21 protein-coding genes are annotated in these 24906 nt (G+C 66.1%); 12 read left to right on the top strand and 9 right to left on the bottom strand.

Annotated features, from left to right (window positions below; all coding sequences use genetic code 11):
• Window positions 1-134 precede the first annotated feature (134 nt).
• Window positions 135-1061: an ABC transporter six-transmembrane domain-containing protein gene (locus tag ABE423_RS00970; RefSeq protein WP_346484634.1), complete on the top strand. Its 927-nt coding sequence runs from the start codon at window positions 135-137 to the stop codon at window positions 1059-1061.
• A gap of 428 nt (window positions 1062-1489) precedes the next feature.
• On the opposite strand, the gene ABE423_RS00975 is transcribed toward ABE423_RS00970, so the two are convergent.
• Window positions 1490-2104, bottom strand: coding sequence for a TetR/AcrR family transcriptional regulator (locus tag ABE423_RS00975; RefSeq protein WP_125894821.1), 615 nt, complete (start codon window positions 2102-2104; stop codon window positions 1490-1492).
• A gap of 170 nt (window positions 2105-2274) precedes the next feature.
• Between ABE423_RS00975 and ABE423_RS00980 the strand changes: the two genes are divergently transcribed.
• The 5 genes from ABE423_RS00980 (at window position 2275) to ABE423_RS01000 (ending at window position 7718) form a co-directional block, all read left to right on the top strand.
• Entirely contained in the window at window positions 2275-3111 is an 837-nt protein-coding gene (locus ABE423_RS00980) for a siderophore-interacting protein (RefSeq protein ID WP_346484635.1), read from the top strand.
• Window positions 3112-3306: 195 nt separating this feature from the next.
• A complete protein-coding gene (locus tag ABE423_RS00985; protein WP_346484636.1) occupies window positions 3307-5484 on the top strand; it encodes a TonB-dependent siderophore receptor in 2178 nt (725 codons plus the stop codon).
• Window positions 5485-5536: 52 nt separating this feature from the next.
• Entirely contained in the window at window positions 5537-5836 is a 300-nt protein-coding gene (locus ABE423_RS00990) for a DUF3649 domain-containing protein (RefSeq protein ID WP_346484637.1), read from the top strand.
• Window positions 5833-7443 (top strand): PepSY-associated TM helix domain-containing protein, encoded by a 1611-nt coding sequence (locus ABE423_RS00995; protein WP_346484638.1) that lies wholly within the window; start codon window positions 5833-5835, stop codon window positions 7441-7443. Before ABE423_RS00990 ends, ABE423_RS00995 begins: the two co-directional genes overlap by 4 nt.
• On the top strand, window positions 7440-7718 hold the full coding sequence (locus ABE423_RS01000) for a DUF3325 domain-containing protein (RefSeq protein ID WP_125894829.1): 279 nt from the start codon (window positions 7440-7442) through the stop codon (window positions 7716-7718). Before ABE423_RS00995 ends, ABE423_RS01000 begins: the two co-directional genes overlap by 4 nt.
• Window positions 7719-7854: 136 nt before the next feature.
• Here ABE423_RS01000 and ABE423_RS01005 read toward each other — a convergent pair whose 3' ends face one another.
• Both ABE423_RS01005 and ABE423_RS01010 read right to left on the bottom strand, forming a co-directional pair.
• Entirely contained in the window at window positions 7855-8967 is a 1113-nt protein-coding gene (locus ABE423_RS01005; protein WP_260467357.1) for a crosslink repair DNA glycosylase YcaQ family protein, read from the bottom strand.
• Between the two features lie 53 nt (window positions 8968-9020).
• A complete protein-coding gene (locus tag ABE423_RS01010) occupies window positions 9021-9605 on the bottom strand; it encodes a TetR/AcrR family transcriptional regulator (RefSeq protein WP_125894831.1) in 585 nt (194 codons plus the stop codon).
• Window positions 9606-9844: 239 nt separating this feature from the next.
• Here ABE423_RS01010 and ABE423_RS01015 point away from each other — a divergent pair, with 239 nt between their 5' ends.
• On the top strand, window positions 9845-12091 hold the full coding sequence (locus tag ABE423_RS01015; RefSeq protein ID WP_125894833.1) for a TonB-dependent siderophore receptor: 2247 nt from the start codon (window positions 9845-9847) through the stop codon (window positions 12089-12091).
• Window positions 12092-12257: 166 nt separating this feature from the next.
• On the opposite strand, the gene ABE423_RS01020 is transcribed toward ABE423_RS01015, so the two are convergent.
• Together ABE423_RS01020 and ABE423_RS01025 are read right to left on the bottom strand one after the other, a co-directional pair.
• Window positions 12258-12614, bottom strand: a complete 357-nt coding sequence (locus ABE423_RS01020) for a hypothetical protein (protein WP_049401465.1) — start codon at window positions 12612-12614, stop codon at window positions 12258-12260.
• Window positions 12615-13077: 463 nt separating this feature from the next.
• Entirely contained in the window at window positions 13078-13743 is a 666-nt protein-coding gene (locus tag ABE423_RS01025) for a TraX family protein (protein WP_125894837.1), read from the bottom strand.
• 114 nt (window positions 13744-13857) lie between these two features.
• Between ABE423_RS01025 and pip the strand changes: the two genes are divergently transcribed.
• Window positions 13858-14805, top strand: a complete 948-nt coding sequence (gene pip / locus ABE423_RS01030) for a prolyl aminopeptidase (RefSeq protein ID WP_100434789.1) — start codon at window positions 13858-13860, stop codon at window positions 14803-14805.
• Window positions 14806-14898: 93 nt separating this feature from the next.
• Here the strand turns inward: pip and ABE423_RS01035 are convergent, their stop codons facing one another.
• The 4 genes from ABE423_RS01035 to ABE423_RS01050 form a co-directional block, all read right to left on the bottom strand.
• Window positions 14899-16086: a hypothetical protein gene (locus tag ABE423_RS01035; RefSeq protein ID WP_346484639.1), complete on the bottom strand. Its 1188-nt coding sequence runs from the start codon at window positions 16084-16086 to the stop codon at window positions 14899-14901.
• Between the two features lie 29 nt (window positions 16087-16115).
• Entirely contained in the window at window positions 16116-18620 is a 2505-nt protein-coding gene (locus ABE423_RS01040) for a TcfC E-set like domain-containing protein (RefSeq protein ID WP_125894840.1), read from the bottom strand.
• A gap of 67 nt (window positions 18621-18687) precedes the next feature.
• On the bottom strand, window positions 18688-19182 hold the full coding sequence (locus ABE423_RS01045) for a CS1 type fimbrial major subunit (protein WP_346484640.1): 495 nt from the start codon (window positions 19180-19182) through the stop codon (window positions 18688-18690).
• Between the two features lie 110 nt (window positions 19183-19292).
• Window positions 19293-20027, bottom strand: a complete 735-nt coding sequence (locus ABE423_RS01050) for a CS1 fimbrial subunit B flags: Precursor (protein ID WP_100434715.1) — start codon at window positions 20025-20027, stop codon at window positions 19293-19295.
• A gap of 271 nt (window positions 20028-20298) precedes the next feature.
• On the opposite strand from ABE423_RS01050, the gene ABE423_RS01055 reads away from it, so the two are divergent.
• From ABE423_RS01055 to ABE423_RS01070, 4 genes are all read left to right on the top strand, one after another.
• A complete protein-coding gene (locus ABE423_RS01055; RefSeq protein WP_100434716.1) occupies window positions 20299-20598 on the top strand; it encodes a hypothetical protein in 300 nt (99 codons plus the stop codon).
• A 293-nt stretch (window positions 20599-20891) separates the two neighbouring features.
• Window positions 20892-21191: a hypothetical protein gene (locus ABE423_RS01060; protein ID WP_125894842.1), complete on the top strand. Its 300-nt coding sequence runs from the start codon at window positions 20892-20894 to the stop codon at window positions 21189-21191.
• A gap of 62 nt (window positions 21192-21253) precedes the next feature.
• Window positions 21254-24013, top strand: a complete 2760-nt coding sequence (gene mgtA / locus ABE423_RS01065; RefSeq protein ID WP_125894844.1) for a magnesium-translocating P-type ATPase — start codon at window positions 21254-21256, stop codon at window positions 24011-24013.
• A gap of 31 nt (window positions 24014-24044) precedes the next feature.
• The gene (locus tag ABE423_RS01070; RefSeq protein ID WP_012511185.1) at window positions 24045-24782 is read left to right on the top strand and encodes an MgtC/SapB family protein; all 738 of its coding nucleotides are present in this window, start codon (window positions 24045-24047) and stop codon (window positions 24780-24782) included.
• Window positions 24783-24906 lie beyond the last annotated feature (124 nt).

Below are 24906 nucleotides of genomic sequence, written 5' to 3' on the forward strand. Positions count from 1 at the left end.
AACGGCGCCGGTTTCTCCACGCAATCTCCATCGTCCCTCCATGCCTTCTCCAAAGGGCTGCAGATACTGGGCGCGATCCGGGAGATGGCAGGCATCCGTCCCCTGCTCTGACTCCGACCCACCCAGGCACCCGCATGAAACCCCCACACGATCCGGCGGCCGCCGCCGGCAGCATCGGCCAGCAGAACGCGGCCGCCACGCTCAAGGCCATCCTGCGAACCTATCCGTGGCAGCTCACCGGCACCTTTTCGCTGGTGGCGCTGGAAAATGCGCTGCTGCTGGCCTATCCGCTGTTTGCCGGCTTCGCGGTGGACGCGATCATCCGCGGCAACATCGGCCACGCAATCTCCTACGCCGGCGTGGTGCTGCTGTTCTGGCTGGTCGGTGCTGCCCGCCGTGCGGTCGATACCCGTACCTTCACCCGCATCTATGCCGACCTGGCGGTGAACGTGGTGCAGGCGCAGCGCAGGCTGGGCCACGCCACCTCCACCTCGGCCGCACGCGTTGTGCTGGCCCGTGAGTTCGTCGACTTCTTCGAAAAGCACGTGCCGATCATCGCCACCGCGCTCGTATCAATGTTTGGTGCGGCGGTGATGCTGCTGGTGATCGAACCGCTGGTGGGCGCCGCGAGCCTGATCGCCTTGCTCGGAGCGGTGTTGCTGATGCCGTCGTTCGCACGCCGCAACGAGCAGCTGCATGGACGCCTGAACAACCGGCTGGAACATGAAATCCGCCTGGTTGACCGGGTCAGCCCCTCGGTGTTGCGTCGCCACTACACCACGCTGTCGCGACTGCGCATCCTGCTCTCCGATCGCGAAGCCGGTGCCTTCGTGGTCGTTGGTGCAGCGGCAGCGGTGCTGTTCGCGCTGACCATCGGCCGTCTCGCCACCACCGACGGGGTTACCCCGGGCCATGTGTACGCGGTGATGACCTACCTGTGGACGTTCGTCGGCAGCCTGGATGATGCACCGTCGATGGTGGATCAGCTGGCGCGGTTGAAGGACATCGGCCGCCGCGTCAGCCCGGGCATGGAAGATGCGGAGCGCAAGGATGTCGCTTGACCGGTAGATGCCCACCTTTGTGGGCCACCGACACATCGCGGCGCCAACCAAGGTTGGCGACTACCGGGGCAACGGTGCCAACCAGGATTGGCGGTTACCTCGCGGAAGGACATCGGCCGCCGCGTCAGCCCCGGCATGGAGGATGCGGAGCGCAAGGACGCCGCGTGACCGGTAGATGCCCACCTTGGTGGGCAACGATGTATCGCGGCGCCAACCAAGGTTGGCGACTACCGGGGCAACGGTGCCAACCAGGATTGGCGGTTACCTCGCCGAAGGACATCGGCCGCCGCATCAGCCCGGGCATGGAAGATGCGGAGCGCAAGGATGCCGCTTGACCGGTAGATGCCCACCTTGGTGGGCAACGATGTATCGCGGCGCCAACCAAGGTTGGCGACTACCGGGGCAACGGTGCCAACCAGGATTGGCGGTTACCTCGCGCCTGCCGTGCGCCCGCACATCGCCAATGCACCGATGATCAACGCTTCCATGCTGCGGTCGAACTCGGCCTCCTGCGCCTTCCGATCCAGCGGGCGTCGCGTGGTATCCACCACCGCATGGCGTGAGTACACGGTGTCGGCCAACGCCACGGCGTGATAGGCCACGGTCGACAGCAGCCACGCCGCCTGCTCGAGCGGCAGATCATGCACGCGGCTGAATTCGGCATGGTGGCGCTGGATGCGCGCCAGCATCTCCGGTGTCTTCGCGCCGTGGCTGACCAGGAACGGCGCCAGGCCCGGATTCCCGTCCACCAGAGTCCGTAGTGAACGTTGGAACGCACGCAGATCCTCCTCGATGCTGCGCCGGCCAGCGGCATCCAGTGCCGGTGCCTGCCAACGCTCGAAGATCGCCTCGGCCACCAGCTCGCGCAGTGCCGCCAGATTCGCCACATGCTTGTACAGCGCGATGTGGCTGACCCCCAGCGCCGCCGCCACGCCCACGAAGCTCAGCCCCGGCAGCGTCATGGCAATGCCGGCGTCGGCGATGCGCTCGCGGGTGATGGTGGGCGGTCGCCCACGGGCAGCGGTCTTTTTCGGTGCAGCCATGCGGTAACGGTTCCTGCGCGGTGCGCGGGCAAGGGCCGTCATGGTGGTCCGCAGCGACGCCGTGGTCAACGCGTCGCTGCGGTCCGTGGACAGGCCCCGGTTGCGGCACGATCAATTTAGTTTACTATGATGTAACTAATTCGCATTTGCAGTGTCCAGGATCGTTGTCGATGTCCGCGTCCCCCACTTCAATCACCCCGGCCGGGCCGCTGCGCGGCGCCGACCATGATCGCGGCCTGCAGGCGCTGCAGGTCCAGGTGGTCGCGGTTGCACAGCCGTGCGCCAGCCTGCTGCGCCTCGTGGTCCAGCTGCCGGAACATGCAGAACTCGCGCCCTGGCAGCGTGCCAACACCGCCGTGCGCATCCAGCTCGGCGCCACGTTCGGCGATGTGTCACGGATCTACACCGTGCGCAGCCTCGATCCCAACACCCGCCAGTTCACCCTGGACGTAGTGCTGCACGAGGCGCCGGGGCCGATGCTGGCCTGGGTACGTGCGCTGCGCCCCGGTGATGCCTTCGATCTGACCGGACCGCGCCACCATCTGCAGGTACCGCAGCGCGAGGGCACCTGCGCCCTCCTGTTCGCCGACCCAAGCGCCATCCCTGCCCTGTTTGCATTGCTGCAGCAGTGGCCGGCCGACCTGCGCGCAGAGGCCTGGATCGCCTCGGATGATGCATTCCCGGTAGACGAACTGCCCGCCATTGAAGGTGTCCGCGTGCTCCGCCTCGCCACCGGTGACGTGCCGTTGCTGCAGCAGGCGCGCCAACTGCGGCTGGAACCCGGCAGCACGGTCTGGGCGGCCGGCGAGCGCGAGGAAATGCGTGCCCTGCGCCGCCACTTCATCGAAACGGTCGGCCTGCCACGCGCCGACGTTGCCGTGGCCGGCTACTGGAAACGTGGCGAGACCACCACCGAGACCGACCAGCGTCGCCGCCGCAACTACGAGCGCGTGCTGGCACGCGGCGGTGGCCTGCAGGACCTCGACGACCTCGCCGACGATATCTGATCCACCCCGCAGTATCCGCGCCCCGCGCTTCGTTCCACCCAGCCACAGATCGCCCACGCACCTCGCGTGCAGCACTGCCACAGCGGCAGTGCCGTGCCCTCTGCCAGCCATTCCACAGCCCGCGTCGTCCTGCCCCTGCAGGTCACAGACGGCGCCGTGCTGGCCGATCGCACGACCCACCACACGAGAACCGCCATGTCCCTCCCCCTGCGAACCCTGCCCCTCCCACGCCGCTCGGCGCTGTCCCTGGCCGCCCGTGCGGCGTTGCTGCCCACCCTGCTGATCGCCACCGCCGCACACGCCAACGATGCACCCGATGGCGCCCGCCAGTTGCCCACCGTGAACGTGCGCGCCGACAAGACCGCACCCACCGATACCTACGCCGGCGGCCAGGTCACGCGCGGCAGCGGCGTCGGCCTGCTCGGCGAGCTCGACTTCATGGACACGCCGTTCAACACCACCCGCTACACCGCCGACTTCATCGACAACATCCAGGCGCCGGACCTGGTGCGGGTCATCGCACTGACCGACCCCAGCGTCTACAGCAGTGGCTCCAGCGGTGGCATCACCGACTACTTCAACGTCCGCGGTTTCGGTGTCGCCTCGTCGGATATCGGCTTTGGTGGCCTGTACGGGCTGATCCCCTACTACCGCGTCACTCCCGAACTGGCCGAGAGCATCGAAGTGCTGAAGGGCCCGTCCGCGCTGCTCAACGGCATGCCGCCCGGTGGCTCGGTGGGCGGTGCGGTTAACGTGGTACCCAAGCGTGCAGGCGACACGCCGCTGACCCGCTTCACCGCCAGCTACGGCAGCGACGCGCAGTGGGGCGGTCACCTGGATGTCGGCCGCCGCTTCGGCGCGGACAAGCAGTTCGGCGTACGCCTCAATGCCGTGCATCGCGACGGCGACACCGCCACCGACCACCAGCAGCACAAGACGCAGCTCGCATCGCTCGGCCTGGACTGGCGTGGTGAGCGCTCGCAGGTGTCGCTGGACCTGTTCAGCAGCCGCGACCATGTGGATGGCCTCAACCGTGGCGCCTCGCTGGCGCCCGGCCTGGCCGTGCCCCGCCCGCCGAAAGCCAGCACCCTGTTTGCACCGGACTGGACCTTCAGCACCGTCAAGGACCAGGCCGCCGCACTGCGCTGGTCGTTCGACATCAATGACTACCTGCAGGCGCATGCCAGCTACGGCCACGGCCATACCGATTTCGACTCCATCGCCAGTGCCACCACGCTGATCACCAACACCGCCGGCGACTTCCGCAACAACTTCGCCCACCAACGCTTCATCTACAGCAAGGACACCGCCGAAGCCGGATTGTCGGCGCGTTTCCGCACCGGCGCGGTCGATCACGCGCTGGCGATCAGTGCAGCCTGGTACCAGCACGACCAGAAGTTCGGCTTCAAGCGCAACCTGCTGGCCCGCGATTGGGTAACCAATATCTACACCCCGCAGTGGGGCCCTGCCATCGACCGCAGCTTCAGTGATGCGTCGCTGCCGAAGACCGCGGAAGTGCGCACCACCAGCTTCGGCATCGCCGATACGCTGTCCTTCATCGATGATCGTGTGCAGCTGACCCTGGGCATCCGTCACCAGACCGTGCTCAGCGATACCTTCGATGGCGGCACAGGCAAGCGCACCGCACGCTACGACGCCAGCGCCAACACCCCGGCCGGTGCACTGCTGTTCAAGGCCAGCGACCGCCTGTCACTGTATGCCAACTACATCGAAGGCCTGAGCCAGGGCAGCACCGCCCCGGCCACCGCCGCCAACGCTGGCGACGTGTTCCCGCCGTTCAAGACCCGCCAACGCGAGGTCGGTGCCAAGTTCGACTTCGGCCGCTTGGCCAGCGCATTGAGCGTGTACGAGATCGAAAAGCCCAGCTCCTATACCGACCCGACCACGAATGTCTTCTCGTTCGGAGGCCAGCAACGTAACCGAGGCGTGGAATGGACCGTGTTCGGCCAGGCCACCGAACAGCTGCGCGTGCTGGGTGGCATCGGCTGGCTGCAGCCGAAGCTGACCCGTACCCAGGGCGGCATCAACGAGGGCCGGCTGGCGACGGCCACGCCGCAGTGGCAGGGCAAGCTGGGCGTGGAATGGGACGTGCCGGCCGTGGCCGGTCTCACCCTCACCAGCAATGCGGTCAGTATGTCCAAGGGCTATATCACTGCTGACAACAGCCAGTGGGTGGCGGGCCGCACCGTGTTCGATCTCGGTGCCCGCTATGCGACGCAAGCGGCTGGCCATCCGCTGGTACTGCGTGCCACCGTGCAGAACGTGACCAACAAGGCGTATTGGGCGGGCAGCCTCGGCTCGGGGCTGGGTACGCCACGCACCGCCCTGCTGTCGGCCACCGTCGATTTCTGATCCTCGTTTCAAGGGCACCCCGCCATTGCGCGCGGTGCCCTGGAGAAGTGCTTTGACCGTTTCCCGTACCGCCTCCGTGCTGGCCTGGCTGCCCCTGGTCTCACGCATCGTCGCCGCGTTGTTCGGCGGCTATGTGCTCGCCGCGCTATGCAGCATCGCCGCGCTGGCGCTGCCCATTGATGGCCGCCAGGCCGTGTTCACCGGCATGCTGGCCAGCTTCCTGCTGTATGCCGGCGCTGTGGTCTGGGTGTTCGCGGTGCGCTCGGCGTGGCGCGCGTGGCTGGGCCTGCTCCACGTCGCGTTGCCCTTGTGGTTGATCGCACAGACGGTCGGCAACGGAGGCGCTGCATGAGCAAGGTCGATCGCACTCCGAAGCCACGCGGCATCCGCCAGACCATGTCCGACCTGCATATCTGGGTGGGGCTGCTGGCCGGATGGATCCTGTACGCGATGTTCCTCACCGGCACCGCCAGCTACTTCCGCGACGAGCTCTCGCGCTACACCCGCCCGGAAATCGCCACACCGTCCGTGTTGCCGGACGCCGCTGTGGTTGCGCATCGTACCGTCACGGCGATCATGGCCGACACGCCTGCGGCCAGCCAGATCAACCTCAGCCTGCCGAGCACGCGCATGCCGTGGGTGTCGGCGATGTGGGCCAGCCCGGGCGGGCGTGGCCGGCATGGCTTCGACTCGGGCCTGTTCGACGCCAGCACCGGTGCACCGCTGCAGGCACGTGACACCGGCGGCGGCGACTTCTTCTATGCCTTCCACTTCAACCTGCACTACATGCCGGCGATGTGGGGCCGCTGGATCGTCGGCCTGTGCGCGATGTTCATGCTGGTCGCCATCGTCAGCGGCGTAATCACCCACAAGAAGATCTTCGCCGACTTCTTCACTTTCCGCTGGGGCAAGGGCCAGCGCTCTTGGCTGGATGGACACGCGGCGCTGTCGGTACTCGGCCTGCCGTTCCACTTCATGATCACCTGGAGCGGCCTGGTGATGCTGGCGGTACTGTACATGCCGTGGGGCCTGGCCAAGCTGCCGGACAAGCGCCAGCAGGCCGAGGTCGTCAGCGAGATGCGCCTGTTCCTGCCACCGCAGAAGGCCGCCGGCCACCCTGCTCCGCTCACCAACGTCGGTGCACTGGTGCAGCAGGCCGAGCAGCGCTGGGGAGCCGGCGCGGTGGGCAGCGTGCAGGTGCAGAATCCCGGCGACGAGAACGCACGCGTGGCCGTGGTGCGTGCGCAGTCCAGCCGTGTTTCGACCACCCCGAACTATCTGCTGTTCGACGGCAGCGGTGGGCAGCTGCTGCAGATCAAGGAACACTCGGGCGTTGCCGCCGATACCCAGGCCGTGCTGTATGGCCTGCACCTGGGCCGCTTCGCCGATGCCGCCCTGCGCTGGCTGTACTTCATCGTCAGCCTGGCCGGCACGGCCATGGTCGGCACCGGGCTGGTGCTGTGGACGGTCAAGCGCCGTGCGCAGCTGCCTGATCCGCAGCGCCCCTACTTCGGCTTCCGCCTGGTCGAGCGTCTCAACATCGCCACCGTCGCCGGCCTGTCGGTGGCGATGGCGGCCTACCTGTGGGCGAACCGCCTGCTGCCCGTCACCATGGACGGGCGCGCGGCGTGGGAGGTGCATGCGTTCTTCCTGGCCTGGGCGGCCATGTTCGTGCACGCCACGATGCGCACACCCAAGCGTGCATGGATCGAACAGTTCCTGCTGGCGGCGTTGCTGCTGGCGCTGCTGCCGGTGCTGACTGCGGTGACCACGCTGCATCCGCTGTGGCGCACGCTGGCCGCGGGCGACTGGGCATTCGCTGGCACCGACCTGACCCTACTGGCATTGGCCGCCCTGCACACGCTGCTGGCGTGGCGCACCTGGCGGCATGCGCCGAAGGTGAAGCGTGCACGGCCGTCTGCCGCGTCACGCACTGCGGCACCGGAGGCCAGCGCATGATCCACGTCATTCTGTTCGTGTTGTCGCTGGCCGCGTTCGCCTGCCTGGCACTGGCGATGGAGCGTCATCAGCGGGACGTATTGCGTCGTGTGCTGAGCGCGCAGGCAACCCAGCAGCTGCGCGCGATTGGCTGGGCACTGCTGGTGTTCAGTACCGTGTTTGCCATGCGCGGGTTGGGCGTGGGTTTCGGTCTGGCCGCGCTGTCCGGTCACACCAGCGTTGCCGCGGGCGTGGTGGTGTTGGCGATGGTGGTGCATGGGCGGTGGAGTCGGTAGATGCCCACCTTGGTGGGCACCCATACACCACGGCGCCAACCAAGGTTGGCGACTACCAGGCCTTAGGAGCGTTGCTTCGGTAGATGCCCACCTTGGTGGGCACCGGGAGCGATAGGCACCCATGCGCCGCTGGGCGCTACAGGAACTCCGCCATGCGCTGCAGTTCGTCTTCAAGCGCGCCACGAAACACCTTGTCGCGGGCCAGCGACTTGCCGGCGTAGCCCACGCTGGACGCCAATTCACCGTCGCGTACGCTGAGATTGGCCCAGCCCACCACCTGGTCGTGCCACAGCACCGGCAGCGCGTAGTAGCCGTATTGCCGCTTCGGCGCAGGTGTGTAGGCCTCGAACTTGTAGACCCAGCCCCACAGCAGCTCGAAGCGGCGGCGGTCCCACACCACCGGGTCGAACGGCGCCAGCAGGCGTACCTCTTCGTCCGGCGCATGCCGGCGCGAGCGCGGGTTCTCGTCGGCCGGCCAGTACCAAGTGGTGCCGTCCAGCGTGCAGCTGGCCAGCTGTTGCTTGGCCAGCATCAACGCCTGCCGGGTCTGTTCGGCCAGATGCGGTGCGCCGTAGCCCAACAGGCGCACCAGATAAGTCAGGCTGCCCGACGGCAGCGGCGCGTACTTGCGTACCACCAGGTCGATCAAAGCAGCCGCACGTTCGATCTGCGCCTGCGCGCTGGCATCGGCTTCCCCGTGCTCAGCCACGGCATAGATGCGGGTGCCGCTGTCGCGCCGCTTCACCCGCAACAGCCCGCGGTAGTGCATGCCCTCCAGCAGGTGCGTGCTGGCATTGCTGGTGCCGCCCCAGTAGTTGGTCACCCGACCATGCGCGAACGCCTGGTCGACCTCACGCGGATGCACGCTGCCACGCTCGCGCACGAAGGCCAGTACGTCCGCCGCGCGGCGCTGGGTTTCGGCATCCCATTCGCGCTTGGACACGCGCGGGTGCATCAGCGCCAGATGTTCGCGCGGCAGGAAGCCGTAGTTCACCAGGCAATCCTCTTCCACTGGCAGGCGCGCATAACGCCGCTCCAGATCACCTGCACGGTAGTCCTTCACCCGATGGCGCAGGGTCAGGTCCTGCGCACGCGCGGGCGCACGGATCGGATCGGCCTGCACGAAGCCCAGGCGACGGATCGCGGTCAGCAGCGTGGTGGGCTTGAACAGCGTGCGCGCCACCGCATGGCGGCGCAGATCATCGAGGGTGGGCGTGGCAGGCATGGCCGCATTGTAGATCCACGCCATGCGTGGATGGGGCCGTGGGGAACCGTGCAACGGCATCCACGCATGGCGTGGATCTACCGAAGTTCCAACACCTGCAGCGAACCGATCACCAGCGCACGCATGCCCTGCTTGAACTCGGTGATCACCTGGCCCTCTTCGTCGTCGGCAATCCCGTAGACCGTATCCGCACCGGCAATGCAGTAGAACGCGATCGTGGCCAGCAGCCAGCGCGCCTTGTCCAGCGGCAGGCCGAACACCTCGGCCACATGGGCCTGGTGCGAGGCGATCTTCTCCAGCATCGGCGTGGTCGCCACCGAACGACGCAGCAGGTACGGCGGCAGCCCGGGGTGCGCTTTCACCACTTCGCACAGCGAATCCACGAACCCCAGCAGGTAAGCCTGCAGACCGCCCGGTGCATCGGCCGACGCTCGCGGAATCTGCCAGCGCTGGAACACCGTGTCGGCCACCAGCCGCTTCAAGGCCTCCAGATTGGCCACGCGCTTGTAGACCGCGGCCTGGGTCACCGCCAGCTCGGCGGCCACGTTGGCCATGGTCAGGTTCGGCAGGCCCAGCTTGATGCCGATGTCGGCCAGACGATCAGGGGTGATGGTGGGCGGACGGCCACGGGCCGACGCCGGGGTTTCAGGGTGCATGTTCATACCGTAGCGAGGGTGCCAGCAAAGGGACCCTCTTGTCCGCTTCATATGGTTTAGTTTAATTTACTCAACTAATTCGGAATGCGTGTGGTTCGCAACACCGCCGCCGTCCGCGATCGAGCCCATGGCTCACTTCCCGCCAGGTCCCCACCCAGCCGACAACCCTGCGCTGCGCCCTCTCCCGTGCTTGCCGATGGCAGCGCGCCAGGCGCGTTCGCACCTGCGATTCACAGGAATCTGGCATGACCGTGTACGACCTTCCCTCTCCGCTGCTACGCGCAGCTGCTGATCCGACCCGCGTGTTGATGCTCCCGCCGGGCATGGCCCGGCGCTACCAGAGCACCCCCAATGCGCGTAGCGGCCAGACGCAGGCGCTGGGCATCCGGATGTCGGCCCTGGCACTGGGCCTGCTGGCATCGTTTGCGGCGCTGGCCGAATCCGCGCCGTCCACCCTGCCCTCGGTGCAGGTGCAGGAACAGCGCCGGGTGACCGGCGACTATGCCGGCGGCCAGGTGGCCTCTGGAAGCCGGGTCGGCCTGCTCGGCGACAAGGACTTCATGGACACGCCGTTCAGCACGGTCAGCTACACCGAGTCCTTCATCCGCGACCGCCAGGCCAAGGACCTGACCGATGTCATCGCCGCCACCGACCCGACGGTGTTCAGCAACGGCGTGACTGGTTCCTGGAGCGAGAACTACGCCATCCGCGGCTTCGCCTCCAGCACCAGCGATACCACCTTCAACGGCCTCAGCGGCATGGCGCCGTACTACCGCACCTCGCCGGAGATGTTCGAGCGCATCGAGGTGCTGAAGGGCCCGTCCGCCCTGCTCAACGGCATGCCACCGGGCGGCTCGGTCGGTGGCAGCGTCAACCTGGTGCCCAAGCGTGCTAGCGAGCAACCATTGCTGCGGGTCAGCGCCAACTTCGCTTCCGATGCGCAATTCGGTACCCATGTGGATGTGGGCCGCCGTCTGGGCGCTGACAAGCAGTTCGGCATCCGCTTCAACGGCGCCTACCGTGATGGCGACGGCGCAGTGGGCAAGCAGAGCAAGAAGGTGCAGCTGGGTTCATTGGCACTGGACTGGCGCGGCGAGCGCGCCCGCCTGTCCGCCGATCTGTACAGCGCCGACGACCGCGTGGACGGCCCGGCCCGTGGCGTCGGCCTGGCGCCGGGCGTGGCGATTCCGCGCCCGCCCCGTGGCGACACCCTGATCAACCCGGACTGGGCCTACGTGGACAGCCAGGACAAGGGCGCGATGCTGCGCGGCGAGCTGGACATCAACGAACACCTGATGGCCTACCTGGCCTATGGCACCAGCAAGACCGACTACCGCTACAACGGTTCGATCAGCGCGCAGATCCTCAATCCAGCCGGCGACTTCAGCACGGTGATCGGCCAGCTCGCCTTCGACATCAAGAAGCAGTCCGGTGATGCCGGCCTGCGCGGCAGCTTCCGTACCGGCAGCGTGAGCCATCAGTGGGCCGCCAACGTGACCCACTACCAGCACACCCAGAACGACTACGGCCGCCGCAGCGTGCCGGGCTGGGACTGGACCACCAACCTCTACAACCCGGTGTGGGGCCCGGCTGCGCCGTTCATCGCGCCGCATATCTCGCACACCGAACTGCGGCTGGACAGCATCGGCTTCGCCGACACGTTGTCCTTTGCCGATGACCGCGTGCAACTGACACTGGGCGTACGCCGCCAGCAGGTGGTCAGCGAGACCTTCAACGTAGCCAGCGGTGCGCGCACCTCGCGCTATGACGAGAGCGCCGCCACCCCGGCCGCCGCCCTGCTGGTGAAGGCCACTGATAAGCTTTCGGTCTACGCCAACTACATCGAAGGCCTAAGCCAGGGCGCCACCGCGCCGATGACCGCCGCCAACGCCGGCGATGTGTTTGCACCCTTCCGCACCAAGCAGAAGGAGCTGGGCCTGAAGCTGGACTTGGGCAGCTTCGCGCACACCTTCAGCGTGTACGAGATCAAGCGCCCGAGCAGCTACACCGATCCGGTCACGAATATCTTCTCGTTCGGTGGCGAACAGCGTAACCGTGGCGTGGAATGGGGCTTCTTCGGCGCGCCCCTGGACGGCGTGCGCCTGCTGGGCGGCGTGGCCTACGTGCAGCCGAAGCTGACCCGCACCGCCGGTGGCGTGAATGAAGGCCGCATTGCTACCGCCGTTGCGCAACGCCAGGCCAAGCTGGGCGTGGAATGGGATGTGCCGGCGCTGGAGGGCTTGACCCTGACCGGCAATGCCACCGCGATGTCAAAGCAGTACATCAGTGCCGACAATCGCCTGTCGGTGCCGGGGCGCACGTTGTTTGATGTGGGTGCGCGCTACAGCACCACGGTGGCGAGCCGACCGCTTGCCCTGCGCGCCAGCGTGAACAACGTGACCAACAAGGCGTATTGGGGCATGCCGTTGTTGTCGAGCCTCGCATTGGGTGCGCCGAGGACGGTGCTGTTGTCGGCCACGATGGATTTCTGAAAGGCATCCACGCATGGCGTGGATCTACTGGCATTCGCCACCTAGAGAGTCGAGCCATGCTCGACTCGCTTCATCAGTAGAGCCAGGCCATGCCTGGCTGCCTCCATGTTGATCCGCCAGAAGCATCCACGCATGGCGTGGATCTACTGAACCTCGGCCTACCCGTTCAACCCGGCTGCAGGCGGAAAATGGCATGGCTGGTCAACGCCAGCGCAGCCAGCTTCAGCCCTTCCATCACTCGATCGCCGACGTACTGGTCCGGGCTGCCATTCTGCCGGGCGCGTTCCGCCGCCAGCAGGATTTCCTGCACGATGCGCAGACCGGCCAGCGCACCATCAGCATCGGCCAACGCCATGCATCGGCCCGGCAGTTGATGGCGCTCGGGCCAAGACTGACCGTCAGCAGCCGCGCCCAACCCGATGCGATGCAGCAGGGTCGTCAGGCTGTTGGGATCGGGCGGGATGTCGTGCCCCTCATCGGCATTGGCCGGGGCGCGCTGATGGGGGAACTCCGATGCATTCATGGCAGGTCTCCGTGCAAGGCATGCAGGACCACCGCCCTTAACAAAGGCGGCGGACGGTACGTGGCTGGAAATCCGGTGGTCGCGTAAGCACTAACCGGCAGGTGGGTTTTCACCCACCTCCACGCACCGCCCGCCATAAAGCTCGAACGGAATGCCAGCCGACGCCGCACAAGGCGACGCCGGCTGGCGAGCGCAAACTACACGCGACCAACGGGGTTTCCAGGCCCCGGCCATCCTTTTTCGATGGCACCCCATCATGAGCACAACGGGGTGGCAGGCGCCAACAACCCAAGTGCAAAGACAGCAACGTTCACGCAGTGGCAGCATTGTCGCATATCGACAATCGAGCCGAAGATTCAACAACTTGCACTACGCCGATGACGGCATGCTTCACCCGCATCGGCATCGCGCATTCCTTGACCGCATCCGGCATTCAGGGACATGCCACATGCCAGTTCCGACATTACGCAAGCAGACGAGCAATCAACGCCAGCACCGCCAGATGCCCCACGTAGTATCCATAAAACGCCCAGCGCCAGCGCGGCAGTTGCCACGGCACCCGCGCCGCCAACAGCAACACAGGAACGGCCAGCAACGCCCAGCCGTTGTGGTTGGCCCAGCACACTGCAGCAAGCCCGATCAGCAGCAGCCACCACGCACCATGGCGGAACGCCAGCCATCCGAGCAGCACGAAGCCGACGCCCGCCCATTGGTAGTCCACCAGCATCGGCGCCATGCCCGCCGCCAGCAGCAACAGCAGTGGGCGATTGCTGGCCAGTGCATGCACCGCCACCGCAGCCAGGGCAAAAGTAAGCAGTATGTTGAGTGGCAACCAGGGACCGAAGGCAAGTGCATGCAGCGGTTGCGCGACCACGCCCCATACGGCCAGGCGACGGATCGACTTGCGCAGGTCTGCACCCGGCTGGGCTAGGTTGCAGGCCATTACCAGTGCAAACAGCGGGAACGCGATGCGCCCCAGTTCGCTTATGACCGGCAGGTAGCCGCCGTAGACCACTTTTGCCACGTGGTCGCCGGTCATGGTCAGCAGTGCGATCCACTTCAGCAGCTCGCGTGCGCCGCTGCCGAGGGTGAGGTTGAAGGTGGACGTCCCGGCCGTGGTCGCTTGCATCGCGGCAGCTTATGCGCATCGGCCAGCCCATTTCCAGCACCGCGCAGGAGCCCGCCGCTGCAGGCCACAGGCGGCGGCGCTATGCTGGCCGCCCCTGCTTGTGAGACGCCTGCCATGCGCACCCTGTACCCCGCCATCGAGCCCTACCGCGAGTTCACCCTGCCAGTGAGCGATCTGCACACCCTGCACATCGAGGAATGCGGCACGCCCGACGGGATTCCGGTGGTGTACCTGCATGGCGGACCGGGTGCCGGCATTTCGCCCACCCATCGCCGCTTCTTCGACCCGGCACGCTACCGCATCGTGCTGATCGACCAGCGTGGCAGCGGACGCTCCACACCGTTCGGCGAGCTGCGCGACAACACCACGCAGGATCTGGTGGCCGACATCGAGAAGGTGCGCGAGCACCTCGGCATCGAGCGTTGGCTGGTCTATGGCGGTTCCTGGGGCTCGACCCTGTCGCTGGCCTACGCGCAGGCACATCCTGAGCGCGCCACTGGCCTGATCGTACGCGGCGTGTTCCTCGGTCGTGAGATCGAGAACCGCTGGTTTGCCGAGGCCAACGGTGGTGCGCGCTGGATCTTCCCGGAGCGCTGGGATCGGTATGAGGCCTATATCCCGGAGGACGAGCGCAACGACATGATCGCGGCCTACTGGACGCGCATGGACAGCGCCGATGAGGCCACCCGCATCGCCGCCGCGCAAGCCTGGCTAGGCTGGGAGGACAACGCCGCCACCTTGCAGCACGAGGTGGATGCGGTGTCCACCGATGATCCGCTGGACACGTTGGCCAAGGCCCGAATCGAAGCGCACTACTTCCGCAACGGCATCTTCCTGGAACCGGACCAGCTGCTGCGCGACATCGATCGCATCCGCCACCTGCCCGGCGTGATCGTGCAGGGCCGCTACGACATCATCTGCCCGCCGCGCAGCGCCTGGGACCTGGCCAAGGCCTGGCCGGAAGCAAAGCTGGAGATGGTGACTTCCGGCCACAGCGCCAACGAGCCGGCGACGGTCGATGCACTGGTGCGGGCCACGGACGCGTTTGCCGACCGCTTCTGACGGCGTGGGTAGTGGCGGCCGCTGACCGGCATCCCGCCGGTTGCAGGTAGAGCCGGCTGTTGGTCGCCTCTACCCAGCCGCTCTGCCCTCCTGTCACGGATTGGCGTCGAACACCACCGTCATGTTGCCCTGCCAATGCGAACCGGGCGACTTCAGCATCTCCGTCACCGCCTCGCGACCAGCGGTAAATCGCAGCGTCGAACGCCGCTGCATCAGATAGCCATCCGGGGTGAAGCGTGGCGCCCGCGCATCATCCGGCAGCAGCGCTGTGTTCTGCGCAGGCCGTCCATCGCGCACAGTGCTCATACCGGGAATCGTCACATCAATCTCCACTGGCGCTATCACGTCGTCGCGGGAGTTGCGTATCCCACAGCGATCACCCGCGTCGTACTCGCAACGAAGCTTCATACTGAAGTCCATCGACGTGGTCAGATGGAACGGCAGTTCCTGACTCAATCGTTTGGGTGGGCGACCATGGTCAATCCACTGCGACCAGCCTTCTTCTGGAGCCAGCTTCACGCTGGGCGCGGACTCTGAGAAGCGCACATTGAAGTCATGCATCACATCAAACACGAAGTTCAATCGTATTGACTCAACCCCCGTAATATTGTCTCCAAGATCAATGTCCGCCCCGGCTCCTCCAGTAGTCCAGCTTTCTGAAGCCTCATATCGCCCCGACTGCAGTGCGGTCGCATTCGGAAGCTCTACATTGAGGCCAATTCCAACATTCCGATATGAGTAGCTTCGGCCGTTTCTAGCAACGGTGCTGAAACATTCCTGAGGATTGGACGGAGTGCGGACACCCCATCCTCCGTGTGACCAACCTAATCCGCCCGCCCCACGAATAGCGGTGCAGCCCCCCGCAGTACCGTAGTACCAAGGATCCTGACCCCGGCCGAAACTCAAGTACAGCGAAATCGCCATGAAACTGATGGTCACATCGAACTCTGCACCGGTTCTTACTTCCCGGACCGTGACGGCTCTTGGGGCGGGGAAGCGCACGTATGTGGTATCCCTGCGAGATGCTGGATCGCCATCTCCAGACTTGGTCCAATACGTTCTCGCGCCAAGATCGAAGATGTAGGCCCCGCTTCTGTCGCACTCAGCGGGCCGCCAATTGCAGAACCCCCCACGTGGTGTCGTGTTTTCAAAGGAAGTGTTGCCCGGGTTCAGCGCATTCGGCCGAAATTCACCGGAGACAGTCCTCTCCACCACCTGCGCTTCTGCAGGAAATGTCTGCGACAGAATGAACAAGACCACCACACCCATCACCGCTTTCATCTCAACTGAGACCTCCTATTGGTCCTGAATCACTTCACAGCCAATGACACGGGGCAACGAATGCCACCCACCATCAGCACATCCCCCTCCCGTGGATAGCGCCCCTCTTCCATCGTCAGCACGCAGCTCACCAGGTTCGGATAGCGCAGCTCCACCACCGGCGCGCGTGCGCTCAGCTCCAGCGTGAAGAATCCCTCCTCCTGGCTGACGCTGCGCCCGGCATGGTTGATCACTTGTACACCGCGCACGCCGTTGCCGTCGGCATCCAGCACCTGGCCCATTACGGTGAAGGTGCGCAACACATCCACGGTAGCGTGCATCACCCCACCCTTGTTGAGGTGGTAGCTGATGGTTGCCGGTTGCAGCGTGGCCGCGGGAGCATGCCGCCCATGGAAGTCGAACTGCACGTGGCCCGCACGGTACGCGGTTACCGGCACGAAGTTGCGCCCCGGCTTCAACTCCACACCGCCGCCCCGGCTGTCGTCGCCACGCAGCATCACGTCGGAGTAGTCGCTGCGCACGTCGACGATGATGCCGGTATCCACGCTGCCGCTGCGGCCCTGGCCAAGCACCGCAGCACGGCCACCGCCGATCACCAGCGTGCTGTCCAGGTTGGCGCTGCCACTGACGTGGCCCGAGCCCGCGCCACGGTACAGCTGCACATCACCTTCCAGCAACGAACTCTGCAGGTACGCACCTGCTCCAGCGCCAATGCCACTGCGCTCAGTACTGATCATCCCGTTCACGGTCTGCACAAGCTTGCCATCCACACGCTGCGTCGCTGCCGCGCTGACGTAGGTGTCGCGCTGGCCGCCCTCGCCGGTACGACTGCCCAGGCTGCCGCTGTAGCTGCGACGCTCGCTGCCCAGCGATACGCTGACGGTGAGGTCGATCCCGCGCTGACGGCGGTAATGGGTGAAGCGACTGCCAGGGCGGTCGTAGGCCGAGACCCGCCAGTTCACGTCGTGCCTGCCGAACAGGGTCTCCCGACGTCCATAGGACACATCGATGCCGGTGCCTTTGGTGAAGCCCGAGCTGCGCGCCACCCGCAGGCTGGCGTTGTCGCGATGGCTGAAGCGATGGGTGATCGATACCGCGGTGGTGTCCTGCCAGCCCCCGCGGGTTTCCCAACGCGGCACCGAGCCGTCACCGGGCAGGACGCGCTGGCGCTGTTCTGCCCAGCTGCGCGCATGGTTGGCCACTACCGATCCGGCGCGGTAGCGGTACAACCCCTGCAGGTCGACGCCGCGCCCGGCATCACTGGACGTATAGGCATTGGTGTAGGTGCTGAAGCGGTCGCTGGCCTGCCAGTCCATCGACAGCCCCGCCGCGCGGCGCGTGCCGATCTGCTGCACGGTGGCACCGGCCACCGCCCGCGGATGCACCAGGTAATTGACCACCGCACCCGCGGCCAGCCTGCCCTCCTGCAGTGCGCGACCGCTATCGAGCAGGCCCCGCTGTTGGCCAGCGAACACGCTGTAGCGCCAGCGGCGGCTGGGGTCGCTCCATCGACTTGGTTTGTGGATCGACGCGGTCTCACGCGAGGCTTCGTGGCCGTCCTCGATGACCCGCAGTTCCACGTCGTAGATGCCGCCGGGCAGGCGCCGGGTGTCGATCTCCTGGATGCCCGGCTTGACGGCCTGCGTGGACAGGAGGTTGCCGTCGCGCAGGATCTCCACCACGCCTTCGCGGCTGGCAGTGACATAGACCGGGTACACACTGGGGCTGCGCGTGTCCGCCAGCAGCACGTCCGAGGAGCCGAGCATGAAGCCCAGCGCGGTATCGTTCTGCGTGCCGGGTGCGCGCGGCTGGCGGATGATGCCTTCGAAGGTGGGCAGGAAGTAGCCTGCACGCACGAAATGGTCGCCCAGCTCGCGCTGGGCATGCAGGGCACTGAGATAGTGCTCGCGGCTACCCGGTTGGGCGTAGTACTGGTAACTGCCTACCGTGCTCCAGCGGCCGACGCTGCCGCGCAGTTCAGCGCTGTAGCGCGCGGAGGTCTGCTGTTCCTGGCCGCCATGCACGGCCACGCTGTTGCGGACGATCAGTCCATGGCTGCCGCGCTCCGGCAGCGCGACGTGGCGTCCTTCCTTGTGCGCACCTGCTTGGGTCAGCAGGCTGAGCAGGGAATTGGACAGGCTGTAGTGCAGCGCCGCCAATCCGCGACACTGCTGGCTGCACACACCCAGCGCCACCGGCTCGGCCAGCACGTCTGCCCAGCGCGAACGCTCCGTCTGCGGAAGCGGGCTGCCGTGGGCTTCGCCGAAACCGATCAGCTGCACGCGATTGTCTTCGTGCAGCAGCACCTCGGCGTCGCCCAGGTAGCGCCCGTCCAGCTCCACCCGCACGGTGAGCGGATTGCCGAACAGGTGCTCACGGAACTCCGCAGGCATGCGCTCGCGCTGCTCCAGCAGGCTGGGCAGCTCACCCAGCGCAAGACCGGCGGCATGGCTGGACGCGGCAAACACCACGGCGCCGATGCCGGCAGCCAATCGCGCAAGGGCCGGAGATGCGGGACGGACGGGTCGTTTCATGGGCGGATGCCCGTGCCCTCCCGCTGCATCTGCGATGCGGCAGGAAGGGCACGAAGCTGCATGATCGTCAGATATCGCTTTCGAAGATCATGTGGAACTGGCCGCCGTAGCTGCCCTGCTTGTAGCCATCGGTCGGCACGGTGGGGGTAATGGCAAACGCCAACGACTTGCCGGCCGCGGCCTGTGCGGCATTGGCCACCGTGATCTTGGCGGCCGAGGTGGCCGGCACCACCACGTTGTCCAGCTTCACGGCCAGGTCGACCACGTCGGCGGCCGAGGCCATCTGCGCCGGCGCAGACAGATAGGCGGTGATGGCCGCCGGCGACTTGATGTTGATGACACGGCCGGTCAGATCGCCCAGGGTCTGGCGGGCGGTATCCCACGGCAGGTTCTGCGGCAGGCCTTCCCAGCCATCGGGGGTGGACACCTGCAGGCCAGCGGTGTTCGGCACATCAGCGGTGACGTTGACTGTGATCGACTTGGTTTCGGTCGCGGCCAGGGCAATGGCCGGGGTGATCAGCAGGGCGGTAGCCGCTGCCAGCAGGGTGGCCTTCAGGGACATGGATGCACTCCAGGTTCAAGGGTAGGAATCAAGGTGCCAGGCAAGGGCAACGCCGTCCCAGCGGGCGCCTGGCAGGCCCGTTCGGGACAGATCCAACGGTGGAAGTGGGCTTAACGGCGTGAGTCGATGCTGCGTTGGCTGTCGCCTTCGCGAAGCTCGAAGCGCAGGAACTGGTGCTCGGCAGCCTGCAGCGCGTAGCTGTTGCCGGGACGCACATGCGCGATGATTCCCGGCGTGCAGGTATCGGGACGGTCGCGCTCGCACTGGCGCAGGTTGTCCAGCACCACGGTGGCATTACCGCGATTGCGTACCTGCTGTTGCTCGATGAGCGTGTCGTAGTGCGGGTTCTCCGGCGCGACGAAGAAGATCGTGCCGTAGCCGGTGAACACGCGGATGGCCGAGGTGAGCTCCGCAGCCTCCCGGGCCTGCTCTTCGCTGAGCGAGAAGTCCTCGGCCGTTGGCGCCACCGGGATGAAGCGCAACCGGTAGTAGCGCTCCTGGTCACGCGCACCGCGATACACCAGGCGTGTGGCCTGCTGTCCATTGCCTGCGATGATCAGGCGGCTGGGGCTGGCGATGACTCCTTGCGCATCCGGCGTGTTGCGGACCAGCGCTGTGGTATCCACCGGCGTTTCGCTGGCCTTGCCCTCCGCATCGAAGTGCATCTGGGTGACTTCAACCCGCACGTAAGCCGTGGCGTCACCGGTGTTGCGGATGCGCTTGAGCAGGTTGCTGTGCGTGGGTTGCAGGTAGTCGAACAGTACGCCGACGTTGATCTGGGGTGTGGATGCGTGCGCGCTACCAGACAGGATGACCAACAGAATCAATGAGAGAAGACGACGCATGGCGGGCCCGCAGGGAAAGGCGAGCGCGAATTTTCACGACCGCATCACAATCTCGATATGCAAAAAGTTGCAAAAGCCGGACATGTCCTACGCATCTGAAGCGATTCCTAGTCTGCCGGTCCTGACCCGCTGGACCGGCGCCATCGCGGTGAACGGCGCCCTACTTGCGTGCACGCTTGCCTGCATTCTTCGCAACCGGCTTACAGTCCCCCGCCGAAGATCCGGCCGTGGCCACCACACCGGTGGACCGCCCCCTCCTCAGGAGCACGCCATGACCGGTTTCCGCTACCTTCCCGCTCTCCTCATCCTCTCGGCCGGCATTCTGCTGGGCGGTTGTTCCAAAACGCAGGAAGCCAGCAAGGCCACCGCGGCCGAGGACGTAACCGAAGTGAAGTTGATTCCAGCCTATGAATCGCTGGACAAGGACAAGGACGGCATCGTCACCCTGGCCGAAGTCGATGCGGTTGCGCCGGACTGGGCAGAACGACTGCACGCCTGCGATACCGATCGCGACAAGAAACTGAGCCGCGGCGAGTACGATGTGTGCAAGCAGACCAGCACCTCGCATTGATTCCTTGATGCGCCGCCGATTGGCGCGATGCTTGCCCGGCTATACCAAGGTATAGCCGGGCTAACCCACGAGCCTCTAGGACTGCCCCATTCAGGGGCGGACAATAGCGCCACTGGCCAGGGCAACCCTGGCTGGCTCCCTCCCCTCATGGAGACGCAGATGGACCCCGACCCTGCCGGGCGCACCGCGCCCCGTATGCCCGCCTGTTGCCTGTTCCTGGCGCCTGCCCGCCGGTCCCTGCCTGCCTGAGTGACGGGGGATCGCCAGGCGCCGCCTGCCTGGAGATCACCCCCATGTCCTACAAGATCCTCTACATCACCCTACGCCGCCTGATCGGCGAGCGCGATGTTGCCGCCCTGCGCAGCCACCTGCTGCAGCACGGCCCCGTGATTTTCGCCCGTTCGCTGTCGCTCGGTTCGCCGCGCGTGGTCGCCGATGCACTGTCGCTGCTGCCGATCAGCGAACGTATCAACGTGCTGCGCCATCTGCCCTACCCCCTTCGCGATGCGATGAAGCCGCTGTGCATCGGCGGCAGCCAGCGCCTGCACATGCAGCCGTGGTCGCCGGCGGCGCTGGCGATGCGCCACGCCTGAACCGTTGCATCCGTTCCGTTCGTGTTCCGGCCGCGGCCGGCTCTGACATTCAAGGAGTTCCCATGAGCCTGCTCAACGCCTGGTTCAATGCCTTCCTGCGCAGCCGTCGCGCAGGCAACCTGTTCGGCCGTCGCGCCATGCCCGAAGCCGGCTTCGGCCCGGGCAGTGCCGAAGCCGCACCTTTCGCGCTCACCACCGGCCTGGTCACCCTGTCGCAGCTGGACGAGCCGCGCCTGCTGGCTGCGCTCGACTCGCACGTCGATGGCCTCAGCCCGCACGAGGCCGAGGAGCGGCTGGCCACGCTCGGCCCCAACGAGGTGGATCACGAAAAGCCGCTGCCGTGGTGGCGCCATCTGTGGCAGTGCTACCGCAACCCGTTCAACCTGCTGCTGACCGTACTGGCGGCGGTGTCCTGGCTGACCGAGGACATCAAGGCCACGATCGTGATCGGCGCGATGGTGCTGCTGTCCACGCTGATCCGCTTCGTGCAGGAAGGCCGCTCCAACCGTGCCGCCGAGCGGCTGAAGGCACTGGTCGGCAATACCGCACGCGTGCTGCGCCGCAATCCGGGCACCGAGGCCGCCGATGTGGCCGACCAGTACTTCGGTGCGCACCTGCACAGCCGTCGCCCGGCCCGCCTGCTGGACCTGCCGATCCGTGAGCTGGTGCCCGGTGACCACATCGTGCTGTCGGCCGGCGACATGATTCCGGCCGATTGCCGCGTGCTGACCGCCAAGGACCTGTTCGTGGCGCAGGCGGCGATGACCGGCGAGTCGCTGCCGGTGGAGAAGTTCGCGCACCCCGGCGACGGCCTGGCCGGCCTGCTGGAGCAGCACAACCTGCTGTTCATGGGCACCAATGTGGTGTCCGGCACAGCCACCGCCGTGGTGCTGGCCACCGGCAACCGCACCTACTTCGGCACCCTGGCCCAGCGCAGCACCGCCACCGACCGTGCGCCCACCGCGTTCCAGGCCGGCGTCAACAGCGTCAGCTGGCTGCTGATCCGTTTCGCGCTGGTGATGGTGCCGTTCGTGCTGCTGATCAACGGCTGGACCAAGGGCGACTGGACCGAGGCCTTCCTGTTCGCGCTGTCGGTGGCGGTAGGCCTGACCCCGGAAATGCTGCCGATGATCGTCACCTCCACCCTGGCCAAGGGTGCGGTGCTGTTGTCGCGGCGCAAGGTGATCGTCAAGCGCCTGGATGCGATCCAGAACTTCGGCGCGATGGAAGTGCTGTGCACCGACAAGACCGGCACCCTCACCCAGGACAAGATCGCGCTGGAACGGCACACCGACGTGTTCGGTCACGATTCGGAGGATGTGCTGAAGTTTGCCTACCTCAACAGCCATTTCCAGACCGGGCTGATCAACCTGCTCGACCGTGCGGTGCTGGAGCACGTGGAGCTGCAGAGCTCGCTGCGGCTGTCGCAGGACTACCACAAGGTGGATGAGATTCCTTTCGACTTCGAGCGCCGCCGCATGTCGGTGGTGGTGTCCGAACGCGAGGACCACCATGAGCTGATCTGCAAGGGTGCGGTGGAAGAGATGCTGGCGGTATGCAGCACGGTGCGCGAGAACGGCGAGGACAAGCCGTTGGATGAGCAGCGGCTGGCGCGCGTGCGGCAGACCACCGAAGAACTGAACGAACAGGGCCTGCGCGTGGTGGCAGTGGCGATGAAGGAAACCGCCGCCAGCCAGACCGTGTATTCGCAGGCTGACGAATGCGGGCTAACCCTGGTCGGCTACGTGGCCTTCCTCGATCCGCCGAAGGAATCGGCTGCGCAGGCGCTGCAGGCGCTGGCCGCGCATGGTGTGGAAGTGAAGGTATTCACCGGCGACAACGAGCTGGTCACCGCCCGCGTCTGTGCCCAGGTCGGGCTGGACGCGGACACCATCCTGACCGGACCACAGATCGAGCGCATGGACGACGGCACACTGTCGCGTGCATTGCACCACCACCGTGTGTTCGCCCGATTGACGCCACTGCACAAGGAACGGCTGGTGCGCGAGCTGCGTGCGCAGGGCAAGGTGGTCGGTTTCCTCGGCGACGGCATCAACGATGCGCCGGCACTGCGTGCTGCGGACATCGGCATCAGCGTGGACAGTGCGGTGGACATCGCCAAGGAGGCGGCCGACATCATCCTGCTGGAAAAGAACCTGATGGTGCTGGAGGAAGGTGTCATCCAGGGCCGGCGTACGTTCAACAACATGCTGAAGTACATCCGCATGACCGCCAGCTCCAACTTCGGCAACGTGTTCTCGGTGCTGGTGGCCTCGGCCTTCCTGCCGTTCCTGCCGATGCTGCCACTGCAGCTGTTGGTACAGAACCTGCTGTACGACATCTCGCAGATCGCCATTCCGTTCGACAACGTGGACGAGGAACTGGTGCGCAAGCCGCTGAAGTGGAACCCGGCAGACATTGGCCGCTTCATGGTGTTCTTCGGGCCGATCAGCTCGATCTTCGACCTGAGCTGCTTCGCGCTGATGTGGTACGTGTTCGATGCGCGCACACCGGCCGACCAGGGCCTGTTCCAGTCCGGCTGGTTCGTGGTGGGCCTGCTGACCCAGACGCTCATCGTGCACATGATTCGTACGCCGAAGGTGCCGTTCCTGCAGAGCATCGCTGCGCCGCCGCTGCTGGTGATGACCGGCCTGATCATGGCCATTGGCGTGGCCCTGCCGATGAGCCCGCTGGCGGGTTACTTCAAGCTGCAGGCCCTGCCGACCGGCTACTGGCCGTTCCTGGTGGCGATCCTGTTCGGCTACGCGGTGCTGACCACCGTGCTGAAGAAGATCTACATCCGTCGTTACGGCTGGCAGTAAGCGCCCGCCGCCTGGTCCAGGGAGAAACACAATGGACATCAATCCGAACCTGCCGGCGTTCAACGCCGGCGCGACCCTGAGCTCACTGATCAGCCTGTCGGTGGCCTTCGTGCTTGGCACCGTCATCGGCCTGGAGCGGCAGCTGCGCCAACGCACTGCCGGCCTGCGCACCAATACCCTGGTGGCGGTGGGCGCGGCAGTGTTCGTGGACCTCGCTGTGCGCTTCCACGACCTGTACGGCGGCCCGCCGTCGCCGCTGCATGTGGTGGCCTATGTGATCTCCGGTGTGGGCTTCCTCGGTGCCGGCGCGATCATGAAGGACGGTGCGCAGGTGTCCGGCCTGAACACCGCGGCCACCTTATGGGGCTCGGCGGCGGTGGGTGCCTGCGCGGGTATCAAGCTGCTGCCGGAGGCGGTGCTGGCGGCCGTGTTCGTGCTGGCCGCCAACACTTTGCTGCGGCCGGTGGTGAACCGCATCCAGCGGCAGCCGCTGCCGGAGGCGTTCAGCGAGGCGACCTATGCAATCAACGTGGTCTGCCAGCGCGAGCAGCAGGCCGAGGTGCTGGACCAGCTGTTGCTGCTGCTTGAACAGGCGCACTACCCGGTACGCGCGGTGGACCAGCGCCCGTTCGGCGAGCGCGACGTGGAGATTGAAGCGGTGCTGTATGCCACCACGGTGGATGCCGGTGAACTGGATGCGGTGCTGGCCACGCTGGCGACCACCCCCGGCGTGCTGCAGGGGTTCTGGAACGCCAGCCTGGAGGAGTAGTGCCGGCCGCTGGCCGGCAACCTCATGATCCCCGGACGCACCGTGCATCGCCTCGGCATGCCAACCGCTGGGGTAGTGCCGGCCGCTGGCCGGAAACCCCGTGATCTCCGGAAGTACCGTGCAG

Origin of the sequence: Stenotrophomonas sp. TWI1409, assembly GCF_039673015.1 — a bacterium.
In the GTDB taxonomy this organism is placed as follows: Bacteria; Pseudomonadota; Gammaproteobacteria; order Xanthomonadales; family Xanthomonadaceae; genus Stenotrophomonas; species Stenotrophomonas maltophilia_A.